Origin of the sequence: Streptomyces sp. NPDC050164, assembly GCF_044459945.1 — a bacterium.
GTDB classification, from domain to species: domain Bacteria; phylum Actinomycetota; class Actinomycetes; order Streptomycetales; family Streptomycetaceae; genus Streptomyces; species Streptomyces coeruleorubidus_A.
The window spans coordinates 1-19,646 of sequence record NZ_JBITJK010000017.1; the positions used below are offsets into that span (position 1 = coordinate 1).

Annotated in this window: 16 protein-coding genes and 1 pseudogene; 3 read left to right on the forward strand and 14 right to left on the reverse strand. The window is 69.5% G+C overall.

Features of this window, described 5'->3' with window-relative positions; translation table 11 throughout:
• Positions 1-966 precede the first annotated feature (966 nt).
• The 6 genes from ACIBNA_RS22570 to ACIBNA_RS22595 form a co-directional block, all read right to left on the reverse strand.
• Positions 967-2,388, reverse strand: a complete 1,422-nt coding sequence (locus ACIBNA_RS22570) for a hypothetical protein (RefSeq protein ID WP_399166942.1) — start codon at positions 2,386-2,388, stop codon at positions 967-969.
• A complete protein-coding gene (locus ACIBNA_RS22575) occupies positions 2,382-2,990 on the reverse strand; it encodes a hypothetical protein (protein ID WP_362933555.1) in 609 nt (202 codons plus the stop codon). Before ACIBNA_RS22575 ends, ACIBNA_RS22570 begins: the two co-directional genes overlap by 7 nt.
• Positions 2,991-3,155: 165 nt before the next feature.
• Positions 3,156-4,367 carry a hypothetical protein gene (locus ACIBNA_RS22580; RefSeq protein WP_399167044.1) on the reverse strand — a complete coding sequence of 404 codons (1,212 nt, stop codon included), beginning with the start codon at positions 4,365-4,367 and terminating at the stop codon, positions 3,156-3,158.
• 427 nt (positions 4,368-4,794) lie between these two features.
• Positions 4,795-6,123: a class I SAM-dependent RNA methyltransferase gene (locus tag ACIBNA_RS22585; protein WP_399166943.1), complete on the reverse strand. Its 1,329-nt coding sequence runs from the start codon at positions 6,121-6,123 to the stop codon at positions 4,795-4,797.
• 124 nt (positions 6,124-6,247) lie between these two features.
• Positions 6,248-8,299 (reverse strand): APC family permease, encoded by a 2,052-nt coding sequence (locus ACIBNA_RS22590; protein WP_399166944.1) that lies wholly within the window; start codon positions 8,297-8,299, stop codon positions 6,248-6,250.
• Between the two features lie 335 nt (positions 8,300-8,634).
• Entirely contained in the window at positions 8,635-9,579 is a 945-nt protein-coding gene (locus tag ACIBNA_RS22595) for an adenosine kinase (protein WP_399166945.1), read from the reverse strand.
• 246 nt (positions 9,580-9,825) lie between these two features.
• On the opposite strand from ACIBNA_RS22595, the gene ACIBNA_RS22600 reads away from it, so the two are divergent.
• Entirely contained in the window at positions 9,826-10,497 is a 672-nt protein-coding gene (locus tag ACIBNA_RS22600; protein ID WP_399166946.1) for a potassium channel family protein, read from the forward strand.
• The gene (locus tag ACIBNA_RS22605) at positions 10,497-11,174 is read left to right on the forward strand and encodes a TrkA family potassium uptake protein (RefSeq protein WP_010035052.1); all 678 of its coding nucleotides are present in this window, start codon (positions 10,497-10,499) and stop codon (positions 11,172-11,174) included. The genes ACIBNA_RS22600 and ACIBNA_RS22605 overlap by 1 nt, the downstream gene beginning before the upstream one ends.
• 84 nt (positions 11,175-11,258) lie before the next feature.
• On the opposite strand, the gene ACIBNA_RS22610 is transcribed toward ACIBNA_RS22605, so the two are convergent.
• The 8 genes and pseudogenes from ACIBNA_RS22610 to ACIBNA_RS22645 form a co-directional block, all read right to left on the reverse strand.
• Positions 11,259-11,990 carry a DUF3159 domain-containing protein gene (locus ACIBNA_RS22610; protein WP_399166947.1) on the reverse strand — a complete coding sequence of 244 codons (732 nt, stop codon included), beginning with the start codon at positions 11,988-11,990 and terminating at the stop codon, positions 11,259-11,261.
• 3 nt (positions 11,991-11,993) lie between these two features.
• Entirely contained in the window at positions 11,994-12,392 is a 399-nt protein-coding gene (locus ACIBNA_RS22615; RefSeq protein WP_184989393.1) for an OB-fold nucleic acid binding domain-containing protein, read from the reverse strand.
• Between the two features lie 54 nt (positions 12,393-12,446).
• Positions 12,447-13,130 carry a response regulator gene (locus ACIBNA_RS22620; RefSeq protein WP_399166948.1) on the reverse strand — a complete coding sequence of 228 codons (684 nt, stop codon included), beginning with the start codon at positions 13,128-13,130 and terminating at the stop codon, positions 12,447-12,449.
• Positions 13,127-15,682, reverse strand: coding sequence for an ATP-binding protein (locus ACIBNA_RS22625; RefSeq protein ID WP_399166949.1), 2,556 nt, complete (start codon positions 15,680-15,682; stop codon positions 13,127-13,129). Before ACIBNA_RS22625 ends, ACIBNA_RS22620 begins: the two co-directional genes overlap by 4 nt.
• Positions 15,683-15,812: 130 nt before the next feature.
• A pseudogene (locus tag ACIBNA_RS22630) lies at positions 15,813-16,978 on the reverse strand (alginate lyase family protein).
• Positions 16,979-17,136: 158 nt separating this feature from the next.
• The gene (locus tag ACIBNA_RS22635) at positions 17,137-17,892 is read right to left on the reverse strand and encodes a DUF3710 domain-containing protein (protein WP_399166950.1); all 756 of its coding nucleotides are present in this window, start codon (positions 17,890-17,892) and stop codon (positions 17,137-17,139) included.
• Between the two features lies 1 nt (position 17,893).
• On the reverse strand, positions 17,894-18,463 hold the full coding sequence (gene dut, locus ACIBNA_RS22640; protein ID WP_399166951.1) for a dUTP diphosphatase: 570 nt from the start codon (positions 18,461-18,463) through the stop codon (positions 17,894-17,896).
• A 77-nt stretch (positions 18,464-18,540) separates the two neighbouring features.
• A complete protein-coding gene (locus ACIBNA_RS22645; RefSeq protein ID WP_399166952.1) occupies positions 18,541-19,125 on the reverse strand; it encodes a PaaI family thioesterase in 585 nt (194 codons plus the stop codon).
• Between the two features lie 58 nt (positions 19,126-19,183).
• On the opposite strand from ACIBNA_RS22645, the gene ACIBNA_RS22650 reads away from it, so the two are divergent.
• A complete protein-coding gene (locus ACIBNA_RS22650; protein ID WP_399166953.1) occupies positions 19,184-19,642 on the forward strand; it encodes a DUF3093 domain-containing protein in 459 nt (152 codons plus the stop codon).
• Positions 19,643-19,646: the final 4 nt, after the last annotated feature.

The window sequence follows — 19,646 nt, forward strand, 5'->3', positions numbered from 1 at the left end:
CCGAACTGGCGCGGGCTCAGCCCGGTGAACGGGGCTATCCAGGAGGGCTCCGACGCCGTGATCACACCAGACACAGCAAGATCATCTCATCCGTGGACCAGCAGTTACGGGACAGCCCTTAGCTACTCCTCGGTGACGAGCCGTCAACTGACTCCCGTCGCCCTCCGGGAGCATCACGTCGCGAACTCGCAGGGCGCGAGCCTCCCCCGGACGCAGTGCCTGCTCGGCCACGGTGAGCATGAAGGGGTACACCGAGCGATCGGCACCCGCGTGCCCACGTATCCACTCGAGCAGCGATCGAACTTGCTCCACGGAAAGCAGCCATTCTTCGTCCATTACGTCGACGGGCACAGGATTAACTCCTCAGGGAAAGAGACAGAATGCGCCACTCGGGGATCCGCGTGACAGATTCAATGGTCGGCACGATCCCCGGTTTCGGTAACCGGGGATCCCGTGCTATAACGCCACGGGATCTCAACGATGCTGACGTCAGATCCACGTCAGGGATGGCGACGGCAAGTCATCACGATCTTCAGGAAGCGCTCTAGATTGACTTGCACAGGGCCCTCTATTCCAGTCCGTTCCGGCCCCAACTTGTCTGCCGTCGGCGAACCGCCCCGATGCCGCCGCCTCGCAAGGGAGCATCGACAGCGCCCGTTTCGTGGCCCGAAGCAGCCGAACAGAGCAGGCGCCTTCTAAGCGCCTGCTCTATCGCGACGGCTCATCGCGTACGCCGTACCGCGACTTGAACGGTCTACAGATCTACCGCAAGGCTACAGAGATCCTCCCCTGCGCCTTACTCGGGCGACAATCTCAGCACCCGAATATCAGGGATTAGAAATGCAGGCGGATGGCAGGTAAGGCGAGCCCACATTCAGCCCTGAATCGCCGCAACCAAATTACTGGCTGCGGCCAACGAGTTCATACTGAAAGGGCGGGTAGAGACCGCCAACGAGGCTATGGGCATTAACCGTCGAAGAGATCCGCTTGCTCCCAGTGAGCTGGGGCTGGCTCGCCCGTGTCAAGCAAGTTCCCAAGTTGCGCGGCATCTTCGGCATCCAAGCCCAGGATCAGTCGGAGAGTTGTGCCGAGCAGCTCGGTATATGGAACCAGCGCCCTCGCTCCCGGTGGACTGGCGGTCCTGCTGACGAAATTGCAGCGCAGAGGGACGCGGGTGGGGGTGAGGGCTTGCGCTTCGACCACGCCTTCCTCCTGTCCCAACGCGGCGCTGATCCCATCCAGTTGCGGATCATGGGTCACGTCTTCGCCCGGGGCGTCGTAGCCGATGCTGCGGTTGGTCATCAGCATCCGGATCGAGGTCAAGGGGATGGCAAACCTGGCGGCCCGTTCCCGGACCTCGGCCAGCAGGGGCGCCTCGTACTCCTCTGGAGCATGGAGATCCTTACGGCTGGCGGCCAGGAAGGCCACGAAGTCAGATCCGCGCAGGCCGAGATGTCCATCGTCGATGACCCAGCGCCAAGCGCCCCCGGCCCTTACGGTCTCCGATTCGACCACCATGCACACGTGCGCCTTCCATGCCTGCACTGCGCTACGCATCAACCGCTGGAGGTTGGGGGTGTCCGTGATGTCGGTACGCAGCAGCGTCTTGGCGTCCACGAGCGGTCGGATGCGACGCCAGAAAGCCTCATCCGTGATCTCCGGAGAGGAGAGGAGCAGGCTCAGCGAGGTCTCGTCGAGGGATGCCTGGTGGGGCACATTGGCCGGGAACTCGGACAACGAACGGCCGCTGCCCTGCCACATGGCCGCCATCAACGTGGACATGCGGCGCGACACATCAGGCACCGTGTGCCGAGAGACTTCGGAGAGAGCCAGCCGAGTGGGGTCGGCTTGGCCCTCGCGGGCCGCCTCCACTCCCGAGCCGACCATGTACAGGAAGCGCTCCACCTGACGCTCCCCCATGATGCCGCGACCGCCCTCGACGATCGCGTCGGATGCCAAAGCGGTCGGCGTCCGTGTAGGGGCGCGGGCAGGCAGCGCTCCAAGTCCGGAGGGATCGAGCACAAGGGTGTGATGTTCCTCGGCGACGGTTTCCAGCTGGTCTCGTGCAGGCCCGGACCCGAGGCGGGCGAGTGGCACCACCAGTGGCTGCTGTTCACGCTCGAAGAGCTGAACATCCGATGCCAAGAGTTCAGGATCAGAGGACGCGCGAAGGTAGACGCGTCGTTCGGACCTGCGGGTGCCGGCGCTCCACGTCATCAGCAGGTCCGGAACGTAGGTGTGGTTGAAGAAGTCCGTCCGCACAATCCGCGCGGTTGGGTACACGTCCAGGAGACGCCGCTGGATCACATCCTTGACGCGCTCGACCGCTTGCCGCGGATCGGGGTGGTCGAGAGCGCTGTCGATCTCCGGCGCCACCGGCGTCACCATGACGACCTCCCCTGGCTGTTGTAGAAGTTGGCGACGACTCCACGCCAGTCGTCCAGCGGTACCAGCTTCTCCTGCTTCTCTGACATCACGACCAGCCAGAGCCGCTTGGACAAGTCCTCCACAAGCTCGTCCTTGATCGACTCGGCAGCCGCTTCAGGATCCTCGATGCCGAAGATCCGCAGCGACTCCGCGAGGACGGCCTCGCGGATCGTCTGCGGGCTGGTGAGCAGGTCCCAGTCATTGGCACGAAAGGGCGCCCAGCTGATCCACATGTAGTGGTCGCCGAGCATGTACTCCTGGCTCAGTGCCACGTAGCACTTGGCCAGGAAGCTCTTGTAAGCGGGGCCCTGGTCGCTCGCGTTCTTGCGCCACTTCACCTCGGCGCAAAACATCTGGCCGTCCCACTCGCCGCCCCGCATCATTCCGCCGAGGTCGTACGAGAAGGGCCGCTCGTTCCCGTTCGGCCATCGCAAGGTGAGCTTCCGCGCCCACGCACCATCGATGTTGGTGTAGGACTGCGACACACGCATGGTGCCTTCAAGCCACCGCTTGACCCGCTGCACCGCCTCGGCGCCCTTGACGTGCTCTTCTTCACCCGGCACGGCGCAAGAGTATCTTTACGTACCATCTCCGATACAGAATGCGAGGAATCTGGCAGCGTTCACACGTGGTCGTCGGCCACGACCACGACTGCGGTCCCTGTCTCGGCCGCGAGGCCACGGAACTCGTTCAAGCGAGCGCCCTATGAACGATTTCAGCCTCAGTACTCATCGTCCAGCCTGCCGCTCGGGCCGGTGCGGACTCCAGCCCTTCAGATACGGCTGAAGTTCATCCGGCGCCGGATCACGCGGAGTCGGCATGCTCGGAGGGTTAAGCAGCGGGTCGATTCCCCGCGCATACGATCGTGCCCACTCCAGCCAGAGTCGGGGCGAATGCAGGGTCTGCTCGCCCAAGTCCCCGTCCAGCTCAGCGAGACGACGCTCCAGGGCGTCGCAGTACTCACCAATCACGACGACTTCCCGCCAGCGCCCGGCCTCCTCACGCAGCACCTCGGCGAACTGCTCCCGGACGGCAAGCTCCTTCGCTTCCTCCATAGCCTCCCGCAAGCGCACTGCACGCTGTTCTCTCGCGCGTTCCTCCCTCTCTCTGCGCCGGGCGTCCTCCACCGCTCGCGCCTCGATCTCCCCGAGAACCAGCCCCAGAGATTGTTCAAGGGGCCGGCTCTTGCGGTCCCGCCAGCGGCCGGGTCTGCCGGTCAGCCCGTGGGCGACCTCCACGACGAGACGCGAGGACCGCTCCGGATCCAGGGACTCGGGAAACTCCTGCCTGATGGTGACCGGATACGCGAAGCCGTCGACAACAACGTCCATCCCACCCTCGCGCGGGCGGTAGGACGACCCGACCTTCCGCACCTCGTACCCGCGCCGCGCCGCCTCGGAGGCCAGCCCCTGGAGCATCAGAAGCGATCTGCGGCGCAGCGCAGGCGGCATCACCAGCCGCCTCACGTCATCCTTGAGCGCAGCTACAACTGGGTGAAGGGATGCCAGCCGCGTAGGCACCCTGACCGCCGATGTACCCGTCTTCGGTCGCTGACTCCGGGCATTGGGATGCGGGCCCTCCGCGAGAAAAAACTCCAGCCCGACCAGACCGTACGGCACCTTCTCGATGCGCTTCCCCTCCGGCTCCATGCCGTGGCGCTTCGCGTAGTTGACCACCCGCCGCCATTCCGCGATCTCCTCATCATCGGCATGGGCGAAGCGGACGTGCCCTTCAGCGAGGAGCCGTTCGACCAACTCGCGAGCTTTCGCCCGCCGCGCACGAGCGACGGGCCGCTCGCCGTACGACGCCGAAGACTCGACGGGCACCGACGGCCCACCGTGATCGGCAGGCACCGCGTCGTCAGGATGGCGGCCATGGCGCAGATAGAACCGGCCGGCATCCGTGACCTCCACACGAGCAGCACCGCCACCCTTGTCCACCGTCAACAGCCCACGGTGACGCAGGGCATACGCCGAGCGCCAATCCCCCGGCGCCCAAGCTCCGGGTTCCTCACCGTCCGCGAGCCGCTCAAGAAGCGCGCGCTGCTTTTCATTCGGAGCAGGCCGTCGTTCCACGGCATCCAGCCCACACCGCGCAGGCACGCCCTGTATAGACCCGAAAGGGCGGCTCCCTGCCGTGGGAGTCCTCCTGGGTCTGCTCTGGGACTCCCGGCTGCATTGCCGAGAGCGTCACCAGCCCTCAACACCCCACCAGCAGTCGCCACATGGCTAGGGTCTGACGTGCCCAAAAGCCGCCTGACACTCCATCAGAACGAGCGTCAAATGAGCGTCACGAGCGTCATTTCAGCGTCAAGATATCGCCCGTAACGCCCACACCGCACATAATGCGCACGGGAGAAACCGCAGGTCAGGAGCCCTTCGCGGCCGGTTCAAGGATGGCAACGCACTCCACATGATGAGTCATCGGAAACAGATCGAACGCCCGCAGCATCCGCACCCGATACCCCCCCTCTCGGAAGTACCCCAAGTCCCGCGCCAACGCCGCCGGATCACACGCCACGTACGCGATCCGCCGCGCCCCGAGGGTCGACAGGTGCTCGACCGTCTTCCGGCCCGCCCCGGCCCGCGGCGGGTCGAGGACGATCAGGTCGACCTCCGTGATCCCCGTGCGCGGCAACACGCTCTCGACCTTGCCCTGCTCGATACGCACACGGTCGAAGTCGGCGAGGTTGTGCCGCGCGTCCTCCACCGCCCGCTTGCCGGACTCGATGCCGAGGACCGCGCCCTGCTCGCCGACGCGGTCGGCGAGTGCGCCCGCGAAGAGGCCGACGCCGCAGTAGAGGTCGAGGGCCATGTCACCCTTGCGGGGCAGCAGGCCCTGCATGACGGCGGTCACCAGGGTGTCCGCCGCCTTCGGGTGGACCTGCCAGAAGCCGCCGTTGCCGACGCGGTAGGTCCGGCCGTCCGCGCGCTCGCGGACGAAGGGGCGGCCGTGGACGCGATGGACGCCGCCGGAGCGCTCGTCCACGCGCAGCACCGACACCGGGTGGTCGAGCTCGACCAGCGGGAGGCGCGCGCCCGGCTTCGGCGTGAGGATCACCTGGCGGTCCTGCGAACCCGTCGCCGCGATCGCCTCGACGGAGTCCATGCCGGTCCAGACCCGCTTCTCGATGCCCAGCTCGCTGACGCCCTCCGCGGCGATCATGCAGTGGTCGATGGGCTCCACCTCGTGGGAGCGGTGCCGGCGCAGGCCCGCGCGGCCGTCGGCCGTGACCGCGTACTGGACGCGGGTACGCCAGGACGGGACCTGGCCCGCGGGCACCTTGTCGCCCTCGGCGGGCACCACCGTGCCGTCCCAGCCGGCCTCCTCAGGCGTGAGCCCGGCGAGCCGCTGGAGCTGTTCGGCGACGACGTCGGCCTTCAGGCGCCGCTGCGCGCCGGGCTTGGCGTGCTGCCAGTCGCAGCCGCCGCAGCGGCCGGGGCCGGCGAACGGGCAGGGCACGTCGATCCGGTCCTTGGAGGCGTCCAGCACCTTCACCGCGTCCGCGCGCAGGAACCGGGCGCCCTGCTCGCCCTCCGTCACCCGCGCCACGACCCGCTCACCGGGCAGCGCGTGCCGGACGAACAGCACCTGGCCCTCGGACGTACGGGCGATGCAGTGGCCGCCGTGGGCGACGGGGCCGATCTCGACCTCGTACTCCTCCCCCACCAGTGACTTCCTCGGTTCTGCCTGCATGGTGGGGTGACTCCAAAAGCGTTGGGGAAACGGCCGAACGGAAACGGCCGGACAACAGCCCACCAGTCTACGTGGGTGCCGCCCGGCCGATTCACGCCCGTTTCGCACAGGCGGACGGCTGCCCTCAGGCCTTCGGGTCCGAGGGCTCCTTCGGCCGCTCCTGCGCCGGCCCACGCCGCACCGAACCCGGCGCGTTCCACTCCTGCTGCCTGCGGGCCCGCCGCTTGGCCGCCTCGGAGGACTGGAGCTGGTACGGCACCGAGGTCACCATGATCCCCGGCGTGAACAGCAGCCGGCCCTTCAGCCGCAGGGCGCTCTGGTTGTGCAGCAGTTGCTCGTACCAGTGGCCGACGACGTACTCGGGGATGATCACGGACACCGCGTCCCGCGGCGACTCCTTGCGCAGTCCCTTGACGTACTCGATGATCGGCCGCGTGATCTCGCGGTAGGGCGAGTCCAGGACCTTCAGCGGTACGTCGATGCCGCGCCGCTCCCACTCGTCGCGCAGCGCCTTGGTCTCGGCGGGGTCGACGTTGACGCTCACCGCCTCCAGGGTGTCCGAGCGCATCAGCTTGGCGTAGGCCAGGGCGCGCAGGGTCGGGCGGTGGATCTTGGAGACGAGGACGACGGAGTGCACCCGCGAGGGGCGGACGACGTCGTCGCTGGGGCCCTCGGGCGCCGCGATCTCCTCGGAGACCCGATCGTAGTGCTTCCGGATCGCGGTCATGATCGCGTAGAAGATCACCATGCCGACCAGGGACACCCAGGCGCCGTGCTCGAACTTGGTGACCAGTACGACGACCAGCACCAGGCCTGTGAAGAAAGCGCCGAACGCGTTGATCGCGCGGGAGCGGATCATCCGGCGCCGTACGGCGGGGTCCGTCTCTGTGGCCAGGTGGCGGTTCCAGTGCCGGACCATGCCGGTCTGGCTGAGCGTGAAGGACACGAACACGCCGACGATGTACAGCTGGATCAGCCGCGAGGAGTCGGCGCCGTAGATCCACACCAGCAGCATGGCCGCGCCCGCCAGCAGCACGATGCCGTTGGAGAAGGCGAGCCGGTCGCCGCGGGTGTGCAGCTGGCGCGGCAGGTAGCGGTCCTGGGCGAGGATCGAGCCGAGTAGTGGGAAGCCGTTGTAGGCGGTATTGGCGGCGAGGAAGAGCACGAGCGCGGTGGAGGCGGCGAGCAGGACGAAGAAGAAGGTTCCGTCGCCGAACACGGCGGCCGCGACCTGGGAGATCACCGGGTTCTGGACGTAGTCGCTGCCGACGGGGACGCCGTCGCGGAGCAGGTCCCTGGCCGGGTACTCCGCCATGTGCACATCGGTGGCGAGGGCCAGGCCGATGATGCCGCAGAACATGGACACCGCGAACACGCCCATCAGGGCGAGTGTCGTCGCCGCGTTCTTCGACTTGGGCTTGCGGAAGGCGGGCACGCCGTTGCTGATCGCCTCGACACCGGTGAGCGCAGCACAGCCGGAGGAGAAGGTGCGCAGCAGCAGGAAGACGAGGGCGAAGCCGGCGATGCCCTGATGCTCGGGCTCGATGTGCAGGTCGGCGGTGGGCGCCTTCATGTCGTCGCCCAGCACCAGGCCGCGAAAGGCGCCCCAGGCGATGAGCAGGAAGACGCTCGAGACGAAGACGTAGGTCGGGATCGCGAAGAGCGTGCCGGACTCCTTGACGCCGCGCAGGTTCATCAGCGTGAGCAGCAGGATGATGCCGACCGCGCACGCCACCTTGTGCTCGACGAAGAACGGAATGGCCGAGCCCAGGTTCTCCACGCCGGAGGAGATCGAGACGGCCACCGTGAGGACGTAGTCGACGAGCAGGGCGCTGGCGACGGTGAGCCCGGCCTTCGGTCCGAGGTTGGTGTTCGCCACCTCGTAGTCACCGCCGCCGCTCGGATAGGCGTGCACGTTCTGCCGGTACGACGCCACCACCGTGAACATCAGGACGACGACCGCGACTGCGATCCACGGGGCGAAGTGGTACGCCGCCACACCCGCGATCGACAGGACCAGCAGCACCTCCCCCGGCGCGTACGCGACGGAGGACAGGGGGTCGGAGGCGAAGACGGGTAGTGCGATGCGCTTCGGCAGGAGTGTTTCCCCCAGCCGGTCACTGCGCAGTGCGCGCCCGATCAGGATCCGTTTGGGCACGTCGGTCAGTTTGGACACAACAGAGGATCGTAAGCGTTCGATTGCGGGCTCGCCCACCCGCCACCCCCCATTGGCGTTCCGTCTGCTCTCCGAGTGAATTCAGGGGCTGCTGTGGCTGCGGATTGCGCAGGTCACCCGGTTCCCATGCCTATATGACTAAGCCCTGTCCGTCCCCGGCTGTCGCCGCCCCTGGAGGCCCCATGCACCCGACCGCAGAACTGATCGGCGCCGCAGCCACACTGTTCGTCCTCGGAATCCTCACCGTGGCGAGTTTGCGGAGCATCAGCCGCCGCAAGGACGTGTCGCCGGGGACGCGTTAGGGACACGAGCCGTGGCCGCAGCGCAGGAGCGCGTCACCGGCTTCCGTCGCCCTGCCCGCTGCCGGCCCGGGCCCTCTCCAGTTCCGTCACCCCGGCACGCAGCTCCTCCCGCCCGATGCTGTCCGTCCGTGTCGACGGGACCGTGCAGGCGTACGCACCGGCCACCGCGCCGTGCAGGGCGCAGCGGCGGGGCTCGGCGCCGTTCAGCCAGGCGTGGAGGAACGCGGCGGCGAAGGCGTCGCCCGCGCCGTTGGAGTCGACGACCGGTGCCGGAGGTGTGGCGGCGGGTACGTGGGTCAGCTCGCCGTCGGTCAGCAGGTACGCCCCGTCCGCCCCGGCCGTTGCGACGACGACCTGGGACCGGCCCCGCTCGGTGATCCGCCGCATGGTCCGCTCCGGGTCGGCCAGCGCCGTGCAGGACAGGAAGACCAGGTCGGCCTGGTGGGCGAAGGGCTCGTGGTAGGGGTTGGACCCGTCCCAGTCGTGCAGGTCGGTCGAGATCGTGATGCCCGCCTCGCGCAGGACGGGCAGCGCGTGGGCGCACGGCTGGGTGATGACGACATGGGCGTGCCGGCTGGCCGCGGCCAGCTCCCGCAGCGTGGCCTCGGGCAGCCGGTCCGTCTCCGCCGAGCGGGTGGCGTCGTACAGGGACAGCCGTCTGCCGTCGGGGCCGACGAGGTTGACCGCGCGCTTGGTGCCGAGCGGCTGGGGGACGGCGGTGAGGGCGATGCCGCGGTCCCGGTGCAGGGCGCGGACCAGGTCGCCCTCGGGGTCGTCGCCCAGCATGTCGACGTGGTGCGTGCGCAGCCCCAGCGCGCTCGCGGCCAGCGCGACGAAGTCACCGCTCTGGCCCGCCCGCGTCACGATCCCTGGCCGGATCATGTGGCTGTCGGCGAACGGCACGGGCAGCTCGGGCACGTGCACGATCGTGTCCACGCCCGCGCCGCCCAGGACCAGGACGTCGATCACGGTACTCATGTCGGCTTCCTCCCCCGCCGAGGGTGGCAAGGCCCTCGGCAACCCCCTCGACTTTGCCGATACGTTGGAGTCGGGCAGTCGAACGCGGCACCGGCCCCGGAAGGCATCATGGCGTGATTCCACCGGCATGATGTTGCCTGGCGGCCCGCACTCAGGCCGCGACATGGTGCCTGGCGAGCCGAAAGAGAGACATGAGCAGGACATTGATGATGGTCAGAGGGCCCGTAGGAAGCACGGTGTGACGCGATGCATATTGTGATCATGGGTTGCGGAAGGGTGGGCTCCGCCCTGGCCCAGACCCTGGAGCAACAGGGCCACACGGTCGCCGTGGTCGACAGGGACCCCACCGCCTTCCGCCGCCTGGGCTCCTCCTTCGGCGGCCGCCGGGTCACCGGGGTCGGCTTCGACCAGGACACCCTGCGCGAGGCGGGCATCGAGGAGGCCGGCGCCTTCGCCGCCGTCTCCAGCGGTGACAACTCCAACATCATCGCCGCGCGCGTGGCCCGCGAGATGTTCGGTATCGAGAACGTCGCCGCCCGCATCTACGACCCCCGCCGCGCCGAGGTCTACCAACGCCTGGGCATCCCCACCGTCGCGACCGTCCGCTGGACGGCCGACCAGATGCTGCGCCGCCTGCTCCCCTCGGGCGCCGAGCCCCTGTGGCGCGACCCCACCGGCGGCGTCCAGCTCGCCGAGGTGCACACCTCCACCGCGTGGGTCGGCCACAAGATCAGCCGGATCCAGGAGGAGACGGGCGTGCGCGTGGCGTTCCTGACCCGGCTCGGCGAGGCGGTCCTGCCCACCTCGCAGACGGTGCTGCAGGAGGGCGACCTGGTGCATGTGATGATGCGCACCGACGAGGTCGACACGGTCGAGGCGGCGTTCGCCAAGGGTCCCGAAGAGGAGGGCGGTCACTGATGAGGGTCGCCATTGCCGGAGCCGGCGCGGTCGGCCGCTCGATCGCGGGCGAGCTGCTGGAGAACGGCCACGAGGTCCTGCTGATCGACAAGGCGCCGACCGCCATCTCGGTCGAACGCGTCCCGCAGGCCGAGTGGCTGCTGGCCGACGCCTGCGAGATCACCTCCCTGGACGAGGCGGCGCTCCAGCGCTGCAACGTCGTCATCGCCGCGACCGGCGACGACAAGGTGAACCTGGTCGTCTCGCTCCTCGCCAAGACGGAGTACGGCGTTCCGCGGGTGGTCGCCCGGGTGAACAACCCGAAGAACGAGTGGCTGTTCAACGAGTCCTGGGGCGTGGACGTCGCCGTCTCCACGCCGCGTCTGATGTCGGCCCTGGTCGAGGAGGCGGTGAGCGTGGGCGACCTGGTCCGCCTGCTCCGCTTCAGCCACGGCGACGCGAACCTGGTCGAGCTGACCCTGCCGGAGGAGTCGGCCCTGGCCGGCACGCAGGTCGGGGACGTCGAGTGGCCCGAGGACACGTCCCTGGTCACGATCATCCGCGGCACTCGCGTCCTGACGCCCTCCCGGGAGGACTCCCTGGAGGCGGGCGACGAACTCCTCTTCGTGGCCGCACAGGCCCGTGAGGAGCAGCTGGAGGACCTGCTGTCGGTACGCCGGGACAGCGCGGCGAGCTGAGCGGGGCCCTGCGGGGAGCGAGCAGAAGGGGCGTCCCGGGTTTCCGGGACGCCCCTTCTGCTCGCTTCCTTCAGCTCTGGAGGTTCACTGCTCGGTGGACCGGGCGGCGGTCTGCCGTTCCCTCTCCTGCGCGGCCTTCTCCTCCGCCTCCATCTCCGCGAACACGTCGATCGGCGCGGGCGCCTTCGCAAGGAAGACCCACGTCAGCCATACGGCGAGCAGGAAGGGCGGGATCTTCAGGGCGACCAGGACCCAGCCCAACTGTGTGGTGTCGGCCCACCAGTACAGCGGGAAGAGGATCGCGCACTTGGCGAGCAGGATCGCACCCCAGGCGTAACTGGCCTTCGCGTAGGCCTTCTTACGGCCGGGGTTCCGCGTGCGCCAGGAGAGGTTCTCCTTGAAGACCGGGCCGAGGATCAGCCCGATCAGCGGCACACCGCACAGGGTGGTGATGATGTAGGCGAGTCCCAGACCCAGCGTGTAGAGCATGCCGGGCAGGTAGAAGTCCTTGGCGTTGCCGGTCATCATCGCGAAGACGACACCGAAGGCCACGCCGAAGACACCGCTGAAGGCGTGTTTGACGGTGTCCTTCATCACCAGCCGGACCACGACCAGTACCAGCGACACGGCCAGCGCCGCGATCGCCGACAGGTGCAGGTCCTTGTTGATCGTGTAGATGGTGACGAACAGCAGGCCGGGCAGCACCGTCTCGACCATGCCCCGCAGGCCGCCGAACGCTTCGAACAGGGCGGCCTCGGTCACCGCCCGGGCGTCGTCCGCAGATGTCTCTTCGGTCGGCTTGTCGAGCGACGTCACCGGCTACTCCCGTCCGAGGGGTCTCAGTTCGTACTTGGGATTGAACAGCACCCGGCGGCCCCGGCTCATCGAGATCCGGCCCGATGCGATCAGCTTGCGCCCCGGCTCTATGCCGACGATGGAGCGCCTGCCGAGCCACACCACGTCCAGCGCGGCGGAGCCGTCGAACAGCTCGGCCTCCAGGGCGGGGACTCCGGCGCGCGGTCGCAGGGTGACCGTGCGCAAGGTACCAGTAACCGTCGCTATCTGCCGGTCCTGGCAGTCTCCGATCCGGATACAGCCCGCGGTCTCGGTGTCCTCGCGCAGTTCCTCGGACTCCAGGTCCTCCTGCGACGAGGAGAGCCGGTCGAGCATGCGCCGGAACCGGCCCGCCGGCTTGTGCGAACGAGGAACAGCACTCATGCCTAGAGCGTACCGGGGGCCGCCGACAGCCACGTAGCCCCCGGGGCGAGGACCTCACTTCTCGAACCGGTACCCCATCCCCGGCTCCGTGATGAAGTGCTTCGGATGGGAGGGGTCCGCCTCCAGCTTCCGCCGCAGCTGCGCCATGTACACGCGCAGATAGTTGGTCTCCGTCCCGTACGACGGCCCCCACACCTCCTGGAGCAGCTGCTTCTGCCCGACCAGACGGCCGCCGTTGCGGACGAGGACCTCCAGCAGGTGCCACTCCGTGGGGGTCAGCCGTACGTCCTTCCCGGCGCGGTTGACCTTCTTCGCGGCCAGGTCGACAGTGAACTCGCCGGTCTCCACGATGAGGTCGTCCTCACCGCCCCCGGCCGGTTCGGCCCGGCGCACGGCGGCCCGCAGCCGGGCCAGCAGTTCGTCCATGCCGAAGGGCTTGGTGACGTAGTCGTCGGCGCCCGCGTCCAGCGCCTCGACCTTCTCGTCGGAGGAGTGCCGGGCGGACAGCACCAGGATCGGCACGCGGGTCCAGCCGCGCAGGCCCCTGATCACCTCGACGCCGTCCATGTCGGGCAGGCCGAGGTCGAGGACGACCACGTCGGGGTGGCGGGCGGCGGCGAGCTGGAGGGCGGTGGCGCCGTCGTGGGCGGCGTCGACCTCGTACTTGCGTGCCCTGAGGTTGATCACGAGGGCGCGCACGATCTGCGGCTCGTCGTCGACCACCAGCACCCGGGTCATGAGGCCTGCCTTTCCGGTTCGGCTACGTGTTCCGTCACGGGGAGAAGCCCCGGGCGCGGTCCCGCCGCGCGGAGGGTGAGGACCATGGTGAGCCCGCCGCCGGGGGTGTCCTCGGCGGCGAGCGTGCCGCCCATGGCCTCGGCGAAGCCGCGCGCCACCGCGAGCCCCAGTCCGACACCGGCGCCGCGCGGGGCGTCGCCGTAGCGCTGGAAGGGCTCGAAGATGCGGTCCTTGGCCTCGTCGGGGACGCCCGGCCCCCGGTCGACCACCCGCACCTCGACCCGGTCGGCGAGCGCGCTGGCGGCGACCAGCACGGGCGTGCCGGACGGACTGTACTTGACGGCGTTCTCCACGAGGTTGGCCATGGCCCGCTCCAGCAGCCCGGGGTCCACGCCGACCATGGGCAGGGTCTCCGGGACGTCGAGGTCGACACTGCCCTCGGGTACGCCGCCGAGCGCCATCGGCACCACCTCGTCGAGGTCGATCTCGCGGATCAGCGGGGTGACCGTGCCGGTCTGGAGCCGGGACATGTCGAGCAGGTTGCCGACGAGATGGTCGAGGCGGTCGGCGCCCTCCTCGATGCCCTCCAGCAGCTCCGCCCGGTCCTCCTCGGACCACTCGACGTCCTCGGAGCGCAGGGAGGTCACCGCCGCCTTGATCCCGGCGAGCGGGGTGCGCAGGTCGTGGCTGACGGCTGCGAGCAGCGCCGTACGGATGCGGTTGCCCTCGGCGAGCGTGCGGGCCCGGTCGGCCTCCTCCAGGAGCCTGCGGCGGTCCAGGACGACGGCGGCCTGGGCGGCGAAGGCGGCCAGCACCCGGCGGTCCTCGGCGGGCAGGACGCGGCCGGTCAGCGCGAGCGCCATGTGGTCCCCGACCGGCATGTCCACGTCCGCCTGGTCGGGCCGCTCGACGGGACGTCCCTGCCCGACGCGGCCGGCGCAGGTCCACGGCTCGACGTCGCTCGCCCTCTCCAGCAGGGCCGCCGACTCCATGCCGAAGGTCTCCCGGACCCGTTCCAGCAGGTCCTCCAGGCCGGTCTCGCCGCGCAGCACGTTGCCCGCGAGGAAGGACAGGATCTCGGACTCGGCCCGCAGCCGGGCGGCCTGGTGGGTGCGGCGGGCGGCGAGGTCGACCACGGAGGCCACCGCCACGCCGACGGCCACGAAGATCACGAGGGCGACGATGTCCTTCGAGTCGGCGATGATCCACCGGTGCAGGGGCGGTGTGTAGAAGTAGTTCAGCAACAGGGAGCCCACCGCCGCCGAGGCCAGCGCCGGGAGCAGCCCGCCGAGCAGGGCCGCCGCCACGGTCAGCGCCAGGAACAGCAGCATGTCGTTGGCCAGGCCGAGGTCGACGGCGCTGAGCAGCGCCGCCAGGACCGGCGGGCCGACGACCCCGGCCAGCCAGCCCCACACCCGCCGGGACCGCCCGAGGCGTGCGCCCCGGGCCACCGGCAGTCCGCGGCCCTTGGCGACCTCGTCGTGGGTGACGATGTGCACGTCGAGGTCGGACCCGGACTCCCGGGCGACCGTCGCGCCGACGCCGGGCCCGAAGACGTACTGCCAGGTCCTGCGGCGCGAGGAGCCCAGCACGATCTGGGTGGCGTTCACACCGCGGGCGAAGGCGAGCAGCGCGGCCGGTATGTCGTCGCCGACCACGTGATGGAACGTTCCGCCGAGGTCCTCGACGAGGGTCCGCTGAATCGCCAGTTCCTTGGGCGAGGCCGAGGTCAGCCCGTCGCTGCGGGCTATGTAGACGGCCAGCACCTCGCCGCCGGCGCCCTTCTCGGCCAGCCGCGCGGCCCGGCGGATCAGCGTCCGGCCCTCCGGGCCGCCGGTCAGGCCGACCACGATCCGCTCGCGCGAGCCCCAGATCCTCGACACCCGGTGATCGCTGCGGTACTGGGTGAGGTAGGCGTCGACCCGGTCGGCCACCCACAGCAGCGCCAGTTCGCGCAGGGCGGTCAGGTTGCCGGGGCGGAAGTAGTTCGACAGGGCCGCGTCGACCTTGTCGGGTTGGTAGATGTTGCCGTGCGCCATCCGCCGCCGCAGCGCCTCGGGCGACATGTCGACCAGCTCGACCTGGTCGGCCCGCCGTACCACCTCGTCCGGCACGGTCTCCTGCTGCCGCACACCAGTGATCGACTCGACGATGTCGCCCAGTGACTCCAGGTGCTGGATGTTGACGGTCGAGATCACGTCGACACCGGCCGCCAGCAGTTCCTCCACGTCCTGCCAGCGCTTGGCGTTGCGGGAGCCGGGGATGTTGGTGTGGGCGAGTTCGTCGACCAGGGCGACCTGGGGGCGGCGGGCGAGGACGGCGTCGAGGTCCATCTCGAGGAAGACGCCGCCGCGGTACTCCTGCCGCCTGCGGGGCACCTGCTCCAGGCCGTGCGGCATCACCTCGGTGCGGGGGCGGTCGTGGTGCTCGACGAAGGCCACCACGCAGTCCGTGCCCCGCTCGACGCGGCGGTGCGCCTCGGACAGCATCGCGTACGTCTTGCCGACGCCCGGTGCCGCACCGAGGTAGATCCGAAGCTTGCCGCGTCCCATGGCCTCATTGTCTTCCGGTCTGCCCGCTGCGCAGCGTCGACCTTACGGCCAACAATTACGACATATGGTTACGGGCGCGGCAGTGGAACCGTTCTTGACGGAACTCTGACGCGCCCGGCCGTTCAGCGGGTCACGCGGGGTTGTCGCCGTGGTGAGGGTCTCCCAGGCGACGAAGAGGTTGTTGCTGCCGGCGGGGCGGCCGCGCACGGTCAGCGTCCCGGTGTTGGTCATGGCGTGTCCGAGACGGTTGGCCAAGGCGTTGTGACCGACCTCGGGGACCGGCCCGAGCCCGAGCTTCAGGGAGCCGCCGCACAGCCGGCCGGGGGCGGCGGCGCCGAGCTGGTACTCGGCGTGGAAGCCGAGCCCGTGCCGCAGCCGCTCGCCCACGTCGGTGCCGTAGAGGTCCTGCCCCTGGATCCGCCTGGTCTCGGCGACGTGCGAGATGGCCGAGTGGCCGTACCCGGTGTGCGTGGAGTCCCGGCAGGTCTCCTGGCTGAGCCCGTCGACGAAGGTCGACTGGCCCTGCCAGTACTTGACGATCTTCTCCCGGGTGTCGAGGTGCTGGCTCGGCACGGTCCTCGGCAGGTCGCCGTCGGAGGCCAGGTAGACGTAGGCGGCCGTGCGCGTGCGGAACTTGGCCATGGCCTTGTGGTACGACGCCTTGTCCTCCAGGAAGACGGAGATGCCGACGGCGGCCTCCGTCATCGACAGCTCCCAGTTGCCGTTGGAGTTCGAGCCGTTGATCACCTCGGGCAGGTACACGTCGCGGAGCATGGTGGCGAAGCGGCCGGAGCCGGCCCAGGTGCCGGTGTACGTGTACTTGATGATCTCGGCGGCCTTGGGCCAGGAGGAGCCGGCCCAGCCGGTCTGCAGGGGCGCGCTGCTGTTGGTGTGGTCCCGGATCACGGCGGACCAGGCATCCATCAGCTCGATCGCCTTGCGCGCGTGCCGTTCGTCGCGGGTGACGTACCAGGCGAGGGCCTGGGTGTAGGCGGCGATCGCGTCCTCGCGTTCGCCGGTGCAGCCGTGGTCGGGCTGGGAGTATGAACCGCACTCGACGACCACCCGGGGTCGGGGCGTGCGGTCGAGGTCGGCGTATTTGCTCGCCATCATCCGGTCGAAGGCGCCCTTCCAGGGCTGGGCGCCGGCGTCGACCTTGGCGCGGGTGAAGTCCAACTGGCCCTTGGAGACGGTGACTCCGGGGTGGACGAAGGTGGCGGGAGCGGAGCCTGCGGGCCGGGCGAGAACACCGGCGACGAGGGTGGCCGCGGCTGTTAAGAGTACGGTTCTGCGCATACGTGGGGGCCTTACGTTCTTGTATGTGAACGTGAAGCGCCTTTATGAACAGACGCGTTGGAGGGAAAGTAGGTACAGACCAATGACCCGTCAAGGCTCCACGCATGAGAAAGGGCCGCACCCCCTGGGGAGTGCGGCCCTGGTGTCTTGTGTGACGCTCAGCGGACCTCGGTGATCTCCGGTCCGCGCTGGAGCTGGCCCATTCCGCCGGCGAAACGGGAGCCCCCCTCCTCCTGCTGGACACCCTCGGGGACCATCTGGGCGTCGTTGGGCAGCTTCAGGACGATCGGGTCGCGGGGCGCCATCGGGCCCTCGCCGCGGACCACGACCGTGTCCCGGAAGATCTGCTCGAGCAGCCCGGCCGCCTGCGGCTGCACCGCGCCCTGGCCCGAGATGACCCCGCGCAGGAACCAGCGGGGGCCGTCCACACCGACGAACCGCACGACCTGGAAGCCGCCGGTGCCGTCCGGCAGCTGCACCGGCACCTGGGCGCGCAGCTCCCAGCCCAGCGGCCCCTCGACCTCGTCGACGATGCCGCCCTGCTGGGTGATGCCCGAGCCGATCTCCTCGCGCACCTCGGCCCAGATGCCCTCACGCTTGGGCGCGGCGAAGCCCTGCAACTGGATGGCGCTGTCCCGCAGCACCACCGTCGCCGCCACGATCGCGTCACCCGCGACCTCGACGCGCAGCTCCATGCCGTCGACGCCCGGCACGAACAGACCGCCCAGGTCGACCCGGCCCTCGCCCGGGTCGCGGACCTCGGAGCTGTCCCAGGGTCCGTCGGGCCGCGGCGCCGGCTCGAGCCTCAGGCGCTCGCCCTCGCCGCCCGCCTCACTGTCGACACCGTCGACGACCTGCTCGGCCTCGCCGGCCGCGTCCTCGGCGGCATCCCTCTTCTTGCGACGTCCGAACACGTCACTGTCCTTCCCGGTCGGATACGACCGAAGCGTATCGATTCCCACCCGCCTGACCGCCCAGGGCGGCCTGACCGCTTGTGCCGCTCGTCCCGTCCACCGCGGCGTGTCCTCCGGTGGACCCGAAGCCCCCCTCGGCCCGCGCGGAGCCGGGAAGCTCCGCCACCTCCTGGAAGCGGACCCTCTCGACCTGCTGGACGACCAGTTGGGCAATCCGGTCGAAGCGCTCGAACCGCACGGCCTCGCGCGGGTCGAGATTCACCACGATCACCTTGATCTCCCCACGGTACCCGGCATCAACCGTCCCCGGGGCATTCACCAGGGCGACGCCGCAGCGGGCGGCCAGGCCGGACCGAGGGTGCACGAAGGCCGCGTACCCCTCCGGCAGGGCCACAGACACTCCCGTGGGCAGCACCGCCCGCTCACCCGGCGCCAGTTGGCACGCCTCGGTGGTGCGCAGATCGGCTCCCGCGTCCCCGGGGTGCGCATACGACGGAAGCGGTACGTCCGGATCGACGCGCCGGATCAGCACGTCCACGGGCTGACGGCTCACAGGGCTCGTGGGAGTCATGGGGCCTTCCGGACTGACGGGGCTCGTGGGGGTCATGGGAGCAGCAGGGGTCATGGGGCTCAAGAGGCTTTCGGGACTCACGGGTTCACCTCGAAGGCGCGAGCGCGCCGGACCTGGTCCGGGTCGTTCATGGCCGCCTGGATCTCCTCCTGGCGGCCGTGGTCGACGAAGTGGTCGACCTTCACCTCGATGAAGAGCGCGTCGGCACGAACAGCGACGGGCCCGTCGGGGCCGCCGACGCGTCCGGTGGCGGTCGAGTAGATCTTCCGCCCGGCCACCGCCGTCACCTCCGCCTCCAGGTACAGCGTGGTACCGACGGGCACGGGCCGTACGAAGTCGGTCTCCAGCCGTCCGGTCACGGCGATGGTGCGCAGCAGCCAGTTCAGCGAGCCGAGGGTCTCGTCGAGAGCGGAGGTGAGCACCCCGCCGTGGGCGAGGCCCGGGGCGCCCTGGTGGGCGGGCTGCACGGTGAACTCGGCGGTGAGTGACACGCCCTCGCCGGCCCGTGCCTCCATGTGCAGCCCGTGCGGCTGGTCGCCGCCGCAGCCGAAACACTGGCCGTAGTGCGCACCGAGCAGCTCACCGGGCGCCGGAGCGTCCGGATGTCGCACCGGTCGCACGGCGTCGGCCGGAGGCTGAAGAGCAGCGGAAGTACGACTCACAGCCGGAGACCTTACCCGCGCGTCGGCCCCTTGCGGACACCGTGTCAAGCTTGGCTCCATGCAGCTCTCCGCCGCCCCTTACGAAGAACGCCTGACCGCTCCCCGGTCCTGGTGGCTGATCTCGTTCCTCGTCGGGGTCTCCATGGCCCTGGTCCTGCTCCCGTTCGGCACGCTGCCGATGCTCGGCGGCCTGGCCGGGGGCACCGCGGTCGCGGCCGTCGCCGCGAGTTCGTACGGCTCGGTCCGCATCCGTGTGGTGGGCGATTCACTGATCGCGGGCGAGGCGAAGATCCCGGTGGCGGCCCTGGGCGAGGCGGAGGTCCTGGACGCGGAGGAAACCCGTGCCTGGCGCACCCACAAGGCCGACCCGCGCGCCTTCATGCTGCTGCGCGCCTACATCCCCACGGCCCTGCGCGTGGAGGTCACGGACCCGCAGGACCCGACTCCGTACCTGTACCTGTCCACGCGCGAGCCGGAGCGCCTGGCGGAGGCGCTGAGGACGGCGAAGCCGGCGTAGTACA